A 14,616-nucleotide genomic window follows, 5' to 3' on the forward strand; every position below is an offset into this window, starting at 1 on the left:
TTTAAACTATTTTAGTATAGATATATTCCTTCACTTTCTCCAAAACGAAGTCTATGACTTTAAGAATCCTTATAAATATCTAGTAAACAACTCTTAAAAAGTAAGGTCCGATTTAATAAAGAAATTAAATTCTTTACAAAATCGGACCTTAATAACAATTTATTGAAATTGGAATTATTTTACAAAACACACAATCTATCACCCTTGATAAACTATTGTATATTTTATTTAACTTATGATCTTATTGATAGAATGATCATAAAATCTAACTATTTTAACATCATTACAAGCATAATACCCTACAGTAATTCAAGTAAATAAACAGAATTCAACTTAAAGCATTTGAACACGACAAAGGGTTAACCCAATTATGATATCAATTTTAGGTTTACTCAAATGACTGAATCATTTCGTTGTAACCTGGAAAATCATTTGGATTTGGACTTCTCAGGTTTTTTTCTTCAGCAACCATTACCACTTTATAGTTTGGAGCATGTCCTGCCTGAGCAAAATAATTATAAGACCCTAATTTTCCTGAAACATTTTTGCTTTTAAACTTATAAGAATAATTACAAGAGGCGGTCTCACTATTAATGTCTCCTAATTTTGTAGATATTTTATCTATCTCTATTAGTATTTTCTCATTTTTAATAATTGAAGCCTCTAGGTCTTTTACTTTTTCTTCTTTATACATTGACGACCCTTCTTTTTGATATAACTTTTGCTTTTCTATAATTTTCTTATCTGCAACAATAATTTGTTCATAATAATCTTTAGTATTTTTTATATTATCACTATACAAAACTGAATCTTTAACCTTAAGTTCAACAAATTCAAAACTCTCTGGATATTCCAATTTTGCTTTTACTAATTTACTCAGTTTAGCTTGTACAACATTATCTCTAACTTTATAAGAGTTTTCGCTTATAGCCTCCTGTTCAGATTTACAGGAAGTAAAAAAAAATGTACCAAGAAGTAGTAGTGTAAATAAATTTTTGATTTGGTTTTTCATAATTTAATTAGTTTGGTTAGTTTGGTTAGTTTGATTTAGTTTAATATGAGTTAGGGGCTAAATGTATGAAAAAAAAATAAAGTTTTATAAATCAATAAATTAAATACATCAAAACAACTCAAAAAATCATCAACTTTAACATTAATTCCAAAGAAACACCTCCTATTAGATTTTAAAAAACTGTTTTAATTACTATTGTTAACCTAAAACCTTATTACTACTAATAATATAAAACCCCTTTACTATTTTATACCCTACTTATTATTGCTTAAATTAAACTTTGCGTTCTCTTCTATTGTAAGAAGTTTAAATAGCGATTAGACAATTATTAATAACCTTAATTTATAGAGGTTGTTTTTAATATATTCCGATTAATATTTTGAAAAAAAATAATCTTTAGTAATAGAAACAAGTAAAATTAACCGCATAAAAAAGCGATCTTCAACTCAAACATTTCCGTTATCTTTGCAAACTATAAAGCAAAACCATGAGAATAGATATTATAACTGTTTTACCAGAATTATTAAAAAGTCCTTTTGAAGCGTCAATTTTAAAACGTGCGATTGAGGCAAAATTGGTAGAAGTCCATTTTCATAATTTAAGAGACTACACGACAGACAACTATAAATCTATTGACGACACGCAGTTTGGTGGTGGTGCTGGAATGGTTATGAGTATTGAACCTATAGATAAGTGTATTACACAGTTAAAGGGCGAAAGAACTTATGATGAAGTGATTTACATGACTCCCGATGGGAAGACACTTAACCAAGGTATTGCTAATCATATTTCATTAAAAGAAAATATTATTATTCTTTGTGGACATTATAAAGGTGTTGACCAACGTGTTCGTGATCTTTTTATTACTAAAGAAATCTCTATTGGTGATTATGTATTATCTGGAGGAGAGCTTGGTGCTGCCGTACTTTGCGATGCTGTAATACGATTAATACCTGGTGTTTTAGGTAACGAGACTTCTGCTTTAACGGATAGTTTTCAGGATAATTTATTAGCCCCACCAATATACACTAAACCAAGAAACTATAAAGGATTAGAAGTACCAGAAATATTATTAAGTGGTCATGCCGCTAATATTGATAAATGGAGAGAAGAGCAAGCTTACCAGCGTACTAAAGAAAGACGCCCTGATTTACTTGAAGACTAAATAGTCTTTTGTCATAATTATAAAAACTAAATAGATGGATCTTAATTGTTTCAAAAAAAAGCTTTACATTTTTTAATCTTTTTACTTTCTACTTTTTACTTTTTACTTATATTTGCACCCAATTTCGGATTAACCTCTGGCGAGATACGCGAATGTTGTTCTGAAACAATCATTTAAAATTAAAATAAAGATGGAATCTTTAATAAAATTTGTTCAAGACGAGTTTGTAACAACAAAGGACTTCCCTGCATTTTCAGCTGGAGACACGATTACTGTGTACTATGAAATTAGAGAAGGAGAAAAAGTACGTACTCAGTTTTTTAGAGGAGTAGTAATCCAAAGAAGAGGAAGTGGATCTACTGAAACATTTACAATTAGAAAAATGTCAGGAACAGTTGGTGTAGAGCGTATCTTCCCAGTTAACTTACCGGCATTACAAAAAGTTGAAGTTAACAAAAAAGGTAAAGTACGTCGTGCTAGAATCTTTTACTTTAGAGGTCTTACTGGTAAGAAAGCTAGAATTAAAGAAGTTAGAAGAAAATAATCTCTTCAACCTTAATCATATTAAAAAGCCTAACTTTTATAAGTTAGGCTTTTTTACGTTATTAACTTTTGTTAATAAACACGATTCATAACTAGTTGATATCTAACAACTTATTTTAACACCCAACTCCTATTTAATTTTTAATTTAGTAAAAGAATCCAAGTTCAAGTCATAAGTGCAACACGACTATTTAAAATAGATGGAGCTAGCCCCATCTATTTTAGGCTCAATATTTATATTCGTTTTGGATGAAACATTACAAACAATTGACCTTGTTACAAAGGTATCAAATCTCTGCATTATTAGAGACAGGAATTAGTATAACACAAATAGCAAAAATTATTGGTGTTAATAAAAGTACCGTATCAAGAGAATTAAAAAGGAATACTCCCAGTCGAGGTCGTACAGCTGGCATTTACATTGCAGAACACGCGCAACATAAAGCGCTTAATAGACATTGCCTAAAACCAAAATCAATTATTTTAACTGATGGACTTAAAAAACGAATAGCCGATTTAATGGAACATGAGAAGTGGAGTCCAGAATTGATTGCAAAACGATTAGTAAAAGAATCTGAACTCTGCGTTAGCCACGAGACTATCTATAAATGGATATGGACAGCAAAGCACAGCAACCATAGAAATCACAATGCTTACAAGAAACTATACAAGCACTTGCGCCACACTGGTAGAAGGCAAAAGAGAAATAACATAAAAGATAAACGAGGAGCTATTATCGGTCGTATAGGGATAGATAAGAGACCTAAGGTTGTCGAAGAACGTTCACGCATTGGAGATATAGAGGTCGATCTTATGATGGGTAGTAATCATAAATCAGCATTACTGGTTATGACAGACAGAGCAACTCTTGTAACGATGATAGAAAAGCTCAGTAGTAAAAATGCAGATGAAGTTTATCAAAAAATGAATCAACGCCTAACTAATTTTGACTCATCTTGGGTTAAGACAATAACATTTGATAATGGAAAGGAGTTTGCTCGCCATGGAGAAATAGCAAAAGACGTCAATGCGAAAACATATTTCACAAGACCATACACCTCTCAGGATAAGGGAACTGTAGAAAACAGAATCGGGGTAATAAGAAGATTTTTTCCAAAGAAAACAGACCTTAGAAAAGTCTCTAACAAAAGAATAAAAGAAGTAGAAAGATTACTAAATTACAGACCTATTAGAAAGTTTAATTATAATAACCCTATTGAAACCCTAAAAAGTATGAGTGTTGCACTTATGGGTTGAACTCAGCGAATTAATAATAATTGTAATATTTAGTTTCAATTAAATATTGAATTTGATTTAGTTAAATTGTTTTTTTAGGTTTTGAAAGGTACATGTGTAGTCGTGTGTACATAAAGGCGATGATACTTTAAAAAGTAGATAATGCTTGCAGGATTCAACTCGCAAAGTAGACCGTTTTAAATAAAATAAAAGCGCGAAAGCAAACGTGTTTTAATAAAACAAACTTTTTAGGAGAATAGCTTTTGTGTAAACAAGCGCTATAAGAATAAAAGAAAAACAATTACTTAGGACTTTTAGTAACAGGTCAACACATTTTGAAAGTTACACCCAAATGTACTATTGATTTAACGGCAGTTTGTTCTGAAAAAATGTAAAACGTTAGTTTTGGATTGATTTAATGAAAGTTAAATAAGACAACAAAGCGTTAATTCAAGAAAGCCATGGCAACACTAGTTAAATCTATTATGTTATGGCTTTTATTATTACTGCGTAATCCATTCAAAACATAATTACCACTAAATTAATCCCAGTTAAATAAGTAGTCATTTTTACAAAAACGACATTATATTTTATAGATTTACGAAAAAAAATAATGCATCTCCCTTTTATTGCTGACAAAACTTTTAAAAATGAGGACTTCACTAAAAAAGAATTCCCAAAAGGAGAATACGACAACTGCTCTTTTATTAATTGCAATTTTAATGCATGCTATCTATCCGCAATTAGCTTTTTAGATTGTCAATTTATAGACTGTGATTTAAGTAATAGCAAAACTAAAGACACAACATTTAAAGATATAACTTTTACAAACTGTAAGTTACTGGGCATGTTATATAATGACTGTAACCAATTATTACTCTCTATTACATTTGATAATTGCCAATTAAATTATGCCTCTTTTTTTAAAGTAAAGCTAGTCAGTACTCATTTTACTAAATGTCAATTTGATACAACTGAATTTACAGAAGCAAACTTTTCTAAATCAACTTTTGAAGATTGCAACTTCAAAAATGCCGTCTTCTTTCATACAAATTTAGAAAACACCAATTTTAAGACCTCTTACAACTACTCTATTCATCCAGAAAATAATAAAATTAAAGGTGCTAAATTTTCAAAAGACCAAATTCAAGGCTTATTAGACCAATACAAAATAGTGATTTCTTAAAATACGATTCATTTTTTATCAATTCCTTAAAAAATAGTGATTTTGATTTTTTTATCTTAACATAGTTGTTAAGTAAACGTTTTCGCTTTAAAAACCCTACTGTTTTTTGTATCTTAGCCAAGCTTAAAATTAAACTAAAATACATTTACATTTATGTCAAATTCACCAAAAATTATATATACCATCACAGATGAGGCGCCAGCATTAGCTACGCGTTCATTTTTACCAATAGTACAAGCGTTTACAGCCTCTTCAGGAATTGGATTAGAAACTAAAGATATTTCTTTAGCCTCTAGAATTTTAGCAACATTCCCTGATTACCTAACGGAAGACCAACGTGTGTCTGACGATTTAGCATTTTTAGGAAAATTGGCTCAAACACCTGAAGCAAATATTATTAAACTACCTAATATTAGTGCCTCTGTACCACAATTAAAAACAGCAATAAAAGAATTACAATCTAAAGGTTTTGCAATTCCTAATTATCCAGAAGAAGCAACTGACGATAAAGAAAAGGATGCAAAGGAACGTTACAATAAAATTAAAGGAAGTGCTGTAAATCCAGTATTACGTGAAGGTAATTCTGATAGACGTGCACCTAAAGCTGTTAAGAATTATGCTAAGAAAAACCCGCACTCTATGGGAGCGTGGTCTAAAGATTCTAAAACTCATGTCTCAACAATGACACATGGTGATTTTGCACACAACGAAAAATCGGTAACTTTACCTGAAGCAACATCTATAAAAATACAATTAACAGCTAAAGACGGGAAAAAAACCATCTTAAAAGATAATTTAGACTTACTTAAAGGAGAAATTATTGATGGAACTGTATTAAGTAAAAAAGCATTAATTGAGTTTTTAGAAGAACAAGTAGAGGATGCTTTAGATAAAAATGTGTTGTTTTCATTACATATGAAAGCTACAATGATGAAAGTTAGTGATCCAATAATTTTTGGTCACGCCGTTCGTGTATTCTTCAAAGATTTATTTGAAAAACATGGAAAAAGCTTTAAAAAGATAGGTGTAGATGTAAACAATGGTTTCGGAAACTTATTAGGTAAATTAAATGAATTACCTGAGGACAAACGTGACGAAATTAGAGAAGATATCAGATTTGCTCTGGATCATGGACCAGAATTAGCCATGGTAGATAGCGAAAAAGGAATTACAAATTTACACGTCCCTAGTGATGTGATTATTGATGCATCAATGCCAGCAATGATCCGTACGTCTGGTCAAATGTGGAATGCAGATGGTAAATTACAAGATACCAAAGCAGTAATACCAGATAGTAGTTATGCTGGAATTTACAGTGCAACAATTGATTTTTGTAAAGCAAACGGTGCGTTTGACCCAACAACTATGGGAACCGTACCTAATGTCGGTTTGATGGCTCAAAAAGCAGAAGAGTATGGTTCACATGATAAAACATTTGAAATTGCTGCTGATGGAAAAGTCGAAGTGATTGATGCTAACGGAAAAGTATTAATAAAACATAATGTAGAAGCTGGAGATATTTGGAGAATGTGTCAAGCAAAAGATGCGCCAATCCAAGACTGGGTTAAATTAGCAGTATTACGTGCAAGAGCATCTAAAACTCCTGCTGTATTTTGGTTAGATAAAAACAGAGCACATGATGCCGAGTTAATCAAAAAGGTAAACTTATATTTAAAAGATTATGATACTTCTGATTTAGACATTCATATTTTGTCTCCTATCAAAGCAACCGAATTCACTTTAAAACGTGTTAAAGCTGGAGAAGATACAATTTCTGTTTCTGGAAATGTATTACGTGATTACTTAACAGATTTATTCCCAATTTTAGAATTAGGAACATCTGCAAAAATGTTATCGATTGTTCCTTTAATGAACGGTGGTGGTTTATTCGAAACTGGAGCCGGTGGATCTGCTCCAAAACATGTACAACAATTTTTAGAAGAGAATCATTTACGTTGGGATAGTTTAGGAGAATTTTTAGCACTTGCTGTATCTCTAGAACACTATAGTCAAGTAAATAACAATCCAAAAGCTAAAATTTTAGGTGATGCATTAGATGATGCTACTGAAAAATTATTAGAAAACAAACAAGGCCCTTCTAGAAAAGTAGGAGAAATTGATAACAGAGGTAGCCATTTTTATCTAGCAATGTATTGGGCAGAAGCTTTAGCAAAACAAGATAAAGATGCTGAATTAAAAGCACAATTTACGCCTGTTGCTACAGCATTTCAAGCGGAAGAAGCGACTATTATTCCTGCTTTAAATGATATACAAGGAGAACCTGTTGACATTGAAGGGTATTATGAACCAAATGAGACATTAACAGTACAAGCAATGAGACCAATTCAATCGTTTAACGACTTGCTTAAAAGCATCTAAATTATTGAATTCATATTAATAAAAAGCTCCCTTTTGGGAGCTTTTTTTATTTAAACGATTATATATATTAATCAATAACCAACACAATAATTAGTTTTAAAGATTGCTAAACTATTCCATATCTAATCCATAGTTTTTTTAAAACACTTCAAAAGCAAATAATAACTTAATCCTATTGTAAAAAGTTACTATTTAAATAGCTTTTTCTTTATTTTTACTATCCAAAATCAAGAAATGAAACAAATCACCAACTCTATATTATTACTCCTTTTATTTAGTTGTTCTATAGCTTTTGCTCAAGAAAAATATACTTTAAGTGGTAAAATAACAGAAGCTAGTAGTAACGAAACTTTAATAAGTGTCAATGTAATTATTCCAGAACTTAATACAGGAGCAGTCACTAACGAATATGGCTTTTACTCTATCACATTACCTGAAGGCACCTATACAGTAGCGGTCTCTTATTTAGGATTTACAGATATTATAGAAACCATAACTTTAGATAAGAATACCTCCAAAAATTTTAGTTTGGAAGAGTCGTTTGAAAATTTAGACGAAGTGATTATAACAGAAAACATAGAAAAACTAAACATTAAAAAACCTCAAATGAGTGTTAATGCTCTTAGTTCTGCCACTATAAAAGATATACCTGTAGTCTTTGGAGAAGCAGATGTTATAAAAGCTATCACATTATTACCAGGAGTTACTAATGCTGGAGAAGGGGCTTCTGGGTTTAATGTTCGTGGTGGAGCTGTTGATCAAAATTTAATTTTATTGGATGAAGCAACCGTATTTAACTCGTCTCATCTTTTTGGTTTCTTTTCTGTATTTAATCCAGATGCGATAAAAGATATAAAATTATATAAAGGAGGTATTCCTGCGCGTTATGGAGGACGCGTGTCGTCAGTTTTAGACATTTATCAAAAGGAAGGAAATAGTAAAGAGTTTCATATCAATGGAGGAATAGGGATTATAGCAAGCCGACTCTTAGCAGAAGGTCCTATCAAAAAAGATAAAGGTTCTTTTTTGTTAGGTGGACGCAGTAGCTATGCGCATTTGTTTTTACCCTTATTTGATATTGATAACAAAGCCTACTTTTATGACTTAAACACAAAATTAAGTTACGATCTAGACGATAAAAACAGTGTCTATCTCTCTGGGTATTTTGGTCGTGATGTGTTTAGTATTGCCGATAGTTTTGAAAATACTTATGGTAATACGGTCGTTAATTTTAGATGGAATCATTTATTTTCTGACAAACTATTCTCTAATATGTCCCTAATATATTCCGACTACTATTATGGTTTAAAACTAAACTTTGTAGAGTTCGATTGGAATTCTGGTATTCAAAACTTTAACTTTAAATACGATTTCAAGCATTACGTCGCAGATGGGTTTAAACTACAATACGGTATAAATAGTATGTACTACAAATTCAATCCTGGCGAAATTGAACCTTCAACACCAACTTCTGGCATAAATTCTTTTAAATTAACAGATAAATATGCTTTTGAAAATTCCGTGTACATCGATGCAGAACACAAGATAAACGATAAATTAAATTTAAGCTATGGCCTACGATTCAGTTCCTTTTTACGATTAGGACAAGACCAACTTAACACCTATCAAAATGATCAAGCGGTGGTATTTAATGATAGTTTTCAGATATACCAAAAAGCAACACCTACAGGTACGGAGACTTATAACAGTAGTCATATAATAGAAAGTTTTGCAAATCTAGAACCAAGAGCATCCCTAGCTTATCAACTTAGTGACGATGCCTCAATAAAAGCTAGTTATAACCGTATGACACAATATTTACATTTACTATCCAATACATCTTCCCCTACACCGCTTGATGTTTGGACACCAAGTGGTAAATATGTAAAACCACAGTTGCTAGATCAAGTCGCTTTAGGTTATTTTAGAAGTATAAATGACGATAAATATAGTTTAGAAGTCGAAACGTATTACAAAAAAATTCAAAATAGGATTGATTATATAGATGGTGCCGACTTAATTGCAAACGATGCTATAGAACAAGTTATACTTAACGGAGAAGCAAGAGCTTATGGTTTAGAAGTCTTATTAAGAAAAAATGAAGGACGCTTCAAAGGTTGGTTAGCTTACACATTATCTAAATCAGAGCAGAGAACCCCAGGTTTCACATCTTCAGAGTTAGGTATAAATAATGGTAATTGGTACAACACGCCATATGATAAAACACATGACATATCACTAACCGGTAGTTATGACTGGAATAAAAAATGGAACTTTAGCGCAAATTTCTTATTCCAAACAGGTCAACCAACGACCTATCCAAATGGACAATATGTATATAATGGTGTAAACATACCAAGTTATAGTAATAGAAATGCGGATAGATTACCGGCCTATCATCGTTTAGATTTTTCGGCTAACTATACCCCTAAACCTGATAAAACAAAAGGATGGCAAAGCTATTGGGTATTTAGTGTTTATAATGTCTATAATAGACGAAATGCAGCTTCCATAACCTTTGGAGAAAATAGAATGACAGGTACTAACGAAGCAACAAGACTAGCTATTTTTGGTTTGATACCATCAGTGTCTTACAATTTTAAATTTTAATCAGAATGAAAAAAGCACTATACATACTCATCGCTTTCGCACTATTTAACTGTGAAGACGTAATAGATTTAAAAGTACCAACTTCACAACCCAAACTAGTAATAGAAGCATCTTTAAACTGGTTTGATGGAACAGATGGATCAGAACAGGAAATAAAATTAACGCTTTCTGCCCCGTTTTTTGATGCAGAAGTACCGCCTGCAAACAATGCCATGGTCATAGTAGAAGATACTAATGGTAATCAGTTCAATTTTACTGAAGATAACGCAACAGGCGTCTATAAAACAACAAACTTTATTCCTCAAATCGATCAGGAATATACACTGACCATCACTTATGAAAACCAAACATACATAGGAACAGAAATATTAACCTCAGTTACGCCCATAGATTATATCGAGCAGAATGACGACGGTGGTTTCTCTGGAGAGGACATAGAACTTAAAGCCTATTATACAGATCCAGCTAATATAGATAACTATTACTTTTACGAATTTATTTCTGACATACCAGAAATACCTGTTTTAACAGTCTATGATGACCAATTTACAGACGGAAATCAAATATTTGCATTCTATACAGAAGAAGATCTAGAATCAGGCAACCAAGTCATCATAAATAATTATGGTGTATCAGATCAGTTCTATCAGTTCATGGATTTATTATTACAACAAACCTCAGATGGTGGCGGTGGACCATTTCAAACACAACCAGCAACCGTAAGAGGTAACTGTATTAACATCTCAAACCCAGATAATTTCCCATTAGGATATTTCAGACTATCACAAGCTTATCAAACGACTTATATTGTAGAATAACAATTTGGGCGTTACCCCAAGGGTCGCGCTTTCGGCAGTCGCTCTCTACGAGGAGCTTCAACAAATGCCTCAATCACTAACGCAATACAGAACCTAAATCAAAATATGGATTTTATAAAAACAACAGAACAAGACTCAAAATATAATCATTTAGAGAAAATGTCTATAAAAGACTTGCTTCAAAATATAAACAAAGAGGATCAAACAGTACCAAATGCCGTAAAAAAAGCCATACCACAAATAGAATTATTAGTCTCTCAAATTGTAATAAAACTAAAAGAAGGCGGACGATTATTTTATATAGGCGCCGGAACAAGCGGAAGATTAGGTGTTGTTGACGCATCAGAGTGTCCTCCAACTTTTGGAGTATCCTATGACTTAGTAATAGGTTTAATTGCCGGTGGTGACAAAGCGATTAGAGAAGCAGTTGAGTTTGCTGAAGATTCTAAAACTCAAGGATGGGAGGATCTAAAGCAACACAATATATCAGATAAAGATGTAGTCATAGGTATTGCAGCATCAGGTACCACACCTTATGTTATAGCTGCACTAACTCAATGTAACGAGAATAACATCATAACAGGATGTATAACTTCAAATCATAATAGTCCAGTAAGTCAAGTATCAAAATATCCAATCGAAGTTATTGTTGGTCCAGAATTTGTAACCGGTAGTTCTCGTATGAAAGCAGGTACAGCTCAAAAACTAGTGCTTAATATGATATCTACAACTGCAATGATACAACTAGGTAAAATAAAAGGAAACAAAATGGTCGATATGCAATTAAGCAATGACAAGTTAGTAGACCGCGGTACAAAAATGATTATGTCAGAAATAAACGTGTCCTATTCCGAAGCAGAAAACTTGCTTAAAACGCATAAAAATGTACGTAATGCAATAACTAATTATAACAATGAAAACTAAATCCACCGACAAAGACATATTAGTAAAAGGATTGCAACAGCTTGGGATATCGCTATTCTTTATGTTTGCTGGACCTACGTTACTACATTTAGTATTAACCAATAGAGAAAGAGACTTTTATATTCCCTTATTAATAATAGCAATTCTATTATGTGTTTTAGCCCTATTTTTTATATTCAAAGGTATCAACACAATATTAGACAGCCTTTTTAAAAGCAAAAAAACGAAATAATATAAATTAGATAATCCTGACTAACAAAATTACAACCACTTCGGATCAACTCATATAGTTGTCGATTAAATATAATTGACTGTCCTTTGATTTATAACTTTATATAGTTTCAGACTCCTTATTAACTATTGCAAAATTATTAATACCTGAAATAATTGTCAGTTATTTTGATTTGAACAAGTATGAAATAATAGGGGCAGAAATTCACTTTTATTTGAGAAAGCTAAATGAAGTTCCAAAGTAACTAATTGGGTCAAGTTTAATTCGAAAGACTTATTCACTAAATCTACGGTTTAAGATTTTCATATACGTGGAAAACATCTGTTTTTGCATATAACACGACGTAGATGGTTGTATAAATCTACAATCAAAGCAGTAACACGAGATTGACAATTAATAGAGAAAGGCATTACAATCAATAGTTAGTTACTTTTTTTAAATCCTACGTTAATACCAATCATTCCAGCACAACGGATGATGCGAATTATCATGAGGTAAACCCAAAAGATCACAATTACAATACAACGATTAGTTAAGCAATTTTAAATCGCTTAATCAAATGCCACATGCTAAAGATTAGTTGTTGTTTACAAAAAAGATAGAACCCCATCCTTCTTTAGACCAAACATGACTCTCCTCTTGTGATTTATATAGCATATTGACGAATAATAAAGCAAAGGGAAAGAAACAATCTTGGATATGCCTGAGAACAGGATACTCAAAGTAAATAAATTACTCCCTAATGCAACACTTGTTATACATCGGTTTCATCTTAAAAAACTAACATAGCCTTTACCACAGGACATTAGAACAGACACAGAAGGAATGTTATAAACGTTGAGAACAATGTTATAGAAACTACTCCAAATGAATCTGTCAAACTAAAACCGAAATTACTATATAACAAAAATGCTTTGAAACAACTATCAGCCAGAAACAGATATTTGCAATACAAATCAAGTAAAAATGGAATAATAATCAATCTAAAAGAATTGATATTTTTTTTTCTCTATCCAAATTTAGAAAAAGCATATAAATTATGCCGAAATCTAACGCCAATATTTAATAACACTCAAGACAAAAAATCAACACTACTACGATTAGCTAAATGGGATAATAGATAAGACAACAAAATTAAAAAGTTTCAATACCATTGCAAGAAGTATGTCTATTGATTAAAAAAACATACTCAATTATTTTGATACCAGAAGTACTGATACTTCCTCATAATGTTTCAATCTTATTACCTTAATCTTATTTCACTTCTACATTCTGACTTTTACTTTCTACTTAGTGCTTAGCACATCCTTTAAAATATTAAGATCCCGATTGAACAATTTCTAATTTTGAATATTATATCCTTGGATAACGACTAATACCTTTATTGCCTTCTGCCTTCTTAAATTTATAACTTAGGTATAGTCATTTATTCCTTTTGCTTTTGCCTCCTCCCTTTTACCTTCTCCCTTTTCCCTCTTTACTTCCGCCTTCTACTTCATTACAATTTAGGGCACAAAAAAACCCTTCATAAATAAATATGAAGGGTTCTCTAAAAAGGCAACGACCTACTCTCCCACAAATGCAGTACCATCGGCGCAAATGGGCTTAACTTCTCTGTTCGGAATGGTAAGAGGTGAGCCCCATCGCTATAATCACCTTAAATCTTTCGGTGTATGTAGTATTAACTACTTGACCGTATAAAATAACATATTGAAAAAATGATTCATGAAAATCTGTATTGAACTTTGTAAAAAAACAGGCGTACAATAAGCCTATGGGTTATTAGTATCACTCGGCTATGACATTACTGCCTTTACACCTATGACCTATCAACGTAGTCATCTCCTACGACCCTTTAAAGAAATCTCATCTTGTGGTGGGTTTCGCGCTTATATGCTTTCAGCGCTTATCCCTTCCCAACGTAGCTACTCTGCAATGCTCCTGGCGGAACAACAGATACACCAGAGGTTAGTCCAACTCGGTCCTCTCGTACTAGAGTCAGATCCACTCAAATTTCTAACGCCCACTGTAGATAGAGACCGAACTGTCTCACGACGTTCTGAACCCAGCTCGCGTGCCACTTTAATGGGCGAACAGCCCAACCCTTGGGACCTTCTCCAGCCCCAGGATGTGACGAGCCGACATCGAGGTGCCAAACCCCCCCGTCGATATGAGCTCTTGGGGGAGATCAGCCTGTTATCCCCGGCGTACCTTTTATCCTTTGAGCGATGGCCCTTCCATACGGAACCACCGGATCACTATGCTCTTGTTTCCAACCTGATCGACTTGTAGGTCTCTCAGTCAAGCACCCTTATGCCATTGCACTCTACGCACGGTTACCAAGCGTGCTGAGGGTACCTTTAGAAGCCTCCGTTACTCTTTTGGAGGCGACCACCCCAGTCAAACTACCCACCAAGCACTGTCCCTTCATTGAAGGTTAGACTCTAGACAAGCAAAGGGTGGTATTTCAACAATGACTCCACAACGCCTAGCGACGCCACTTCAAAGTCT

Annotated in this window: 10 protein-coding genes and 2 rRNA genes (1 of these 12 only partly in view); 9 read left to right on the forward strand and 3 right to left on the reverse strand. The window is 32.6% G+C overall.

Annotation, left to right across the window (positions count from 1 at the left end; translation table 11 throughout):
• Positions 1-388 precede the first annotated feature (388 nt).
• On the reverse strand, positions 389-1,012 hold the full coding sequence (locus E9099_RS00485) for a hypothetical protein (protein WP_136581811.1): 624 nt from the start codon (positions 1,010-1,012) through the stop codon (positions 389-391).
• 487 nt (positions 1,013-1,499) lie between these two features.
• Between E9099_RS00485 and trmD the strand changes: the two genes are divergently transcribed.
• The 9 genes from trmD (at position 1,500) to E9099_RS19415 (ending at position 12,105) form a co-directional block, all read left to right on the forward strand.
• Positions 1,500-2,177, forward strand: coding sequence for a tRNA (guanosine(37)-N1)-methyltransferase TrmD (gene trmD / locus E9099_RS00490; RefSeq protein ID WP_136581812.1), 678 nt, complete (start codon positions 1,500-1,502; stop codon positions 2,175-2,177).
• A 190-nt stretch (positions 2,178-2,367) separates the two neighbouring features.
• Entirely contained in the window at positions 2,368-2,721 is a 354-nt protein-coding gene (gene rplS, locus E9099_RS00495; RefSeq protein WP_101018052.1) for a 50S ribosomal protein L19, read from the forward strand.
• Positions 2,722-2,969: 248 nt separating this feature from the next.
• Entirely contained in the window at positions 2,970-3,977 is a 1,008-nt protein-coding gene (locus E9099_RS00500; RefSeq protein WP_136581813.1) for an IS30 family transposase, read from the forward strand.
• Positions 3,978-4,569: 592 nt separating this feature from the next.
• The gene (locus tag E9099_RS00505) at positions 4,570-5,142 is read left to right on the forward strand and encodes a pentapeptide repeat-containing protein (RefSeq protein ID WP_136581814.1); all 573 of its coding nucleotides are present in this window, start codon (positions 4,570-4,572) and stop codon (positions 5,140-5,142) included.
• 153 nt (positions 5,143-5,295) lie between these two features.
• Positions 5,296-7,521, forward strand: coding sequence for an NADP-dependent isocitrate dehydrogenase (locus E9099_RS00510; protein ID WP_136581815.1), 2,226 nt, complete (start codon positions 5,296-5,298; stop codon positions 7,519-7,521).
• A 234-nt stretch (positions 7,522-7,755) separates the two neighbouring features.
• Positions 7,756-10,131 (forward strand): TonB-dependent receptor, encoded by a 2,376-nt coding sequence (locus E9099_RS00515; protein WP_136581816.1) that lies wholly within the window; start codon positions 7,756-7,758, stop codon positions 10,129-10,131.
• Between the two features lie 5 nt (positions 10,132-10,136).
• On the forward strand, positions 10,137-10,949 hold the full coding sequence (locus tag E9099_RS00520) for a DUF4249 domain-containing protein (RefSeq protein ID WP_136581817.1): 813 nt from the start codon (positions 10,137-10,139) through the stop codon (positions 10,947-10,949).
• A gap of 84 nt (positions 10,950-11,033) precedes the next feature.
• Positions 11,034-11,873 (forward strand): N-acetylmuramic acid 6-phosphate etherase, encoded by an 840-nt coding sequence (gene murQ / locus E9099_RS00525; protein ID WP_262710441.1) that lies wholly within the window; start codon positions 11,034-11,036, stop codon positions 11,871-11,873.
• Positions 11,863-12,105, forward strand: a complete 243-nt coding sequence (locus tag E9099_RS19415; protein ID WP_136581819.1) for a DUF6095 family protein — start codon at positions 11,863-11,865, stop codon at positions 12,103-12,105. The genes murQ and E9099_RS19415 overlap by 11 nt, the downstream gene beginning before the upstream one ends.
• 1,552 nt (positions 12,106-13,657) lie before the next feature.
• On the opposite strand, the gene rrf is transcribed toward E9099_RS19415, so the two are convergent.
• Together rrf and E9099_RS00540 are read right to left on the reverse strand one after the other, a co-directional pair.
• Positions 13,658-13,765: ribosomal RNA gene (gene rrf, locus E9099_RS00535) — 5S ribosomal RNA — on the reverse strand.
• 102 nt (positions 13,766-13,867) lie between these two features.
• Positions 13,868-14,616: ribosomal RNA gene (locus E9099_RS00540) — 23S ribosomal RNA — on the reverse strand (it continues 2,072 nt past the right edge of the window).

It is taken from the genome of Psychroserpens sp. NJDZ02, from assembly GCF_004843725.1.
Taxonomy (GTDB): Bacteria; Bacteroidota; Bacteroidia; order Flavobacteriales; family Flavobacteriaceae; genus Olleya.

Coding starts and splice junctions, on each gene's coding strand:
- E9099_RS00520 (WP_136581817.1), top strand. CDS start 10,137: ATGAAAAAAGCACTATACATACTCATCGCTTTCGCACTATTTAACTGT.
- rplS (WP_101018052.1), top strand. CDS start 2,368: ATGGAATCTTTAATAAAATTTGTTCAAGACGAGTTTGTAACAACAAAG.
- trmD (WP_136581812.1), top strand. CDS start 1,500: ATGAGAATAGATATTATAACTGTTTTACCAGAATTATTAAAAAGTCCT.
- E9099_RS00500 (WP_136581813.1), top strand. CDS start 2,970: ATGAAACATTACAAACAATTGACCTTGTTACAAAGGTATCAAATCTCT.
- E9099_RS00505 (WP_136581814.1), top strand. CDS start 4,570: ATGCATCTCCCTTTTATTGCTGACAAAACTTTTAAAAATGAGGACTTC.
- E9099_RS00515 (WP_136581816.1), top strand. CDS start 7,756: ATGAAACAAATCACCAACTCTATATTATTACTCCTTTTATTTAGTTGT.
- E9099_RS00510 (WP_136581815.1), top strand. CDS start 5,296: ATGTCAAATTCACCAAAAATTATATATACCATCACAGATGAGGCGCCA.
- E9099_RS19415 (WP_136581819.1), top strand. CDS start 11,863: ATGAAAACTAAATCCACCGACAAAGACATATTAGTAAAAGGATTGCAA.
- E9099_RS00485 (WP_136581811.1), bottom strand. CDS start 1,012: ATGAAAAACCAAATCAAAAATTTATTTACACTACTACTTCTTGGTACA.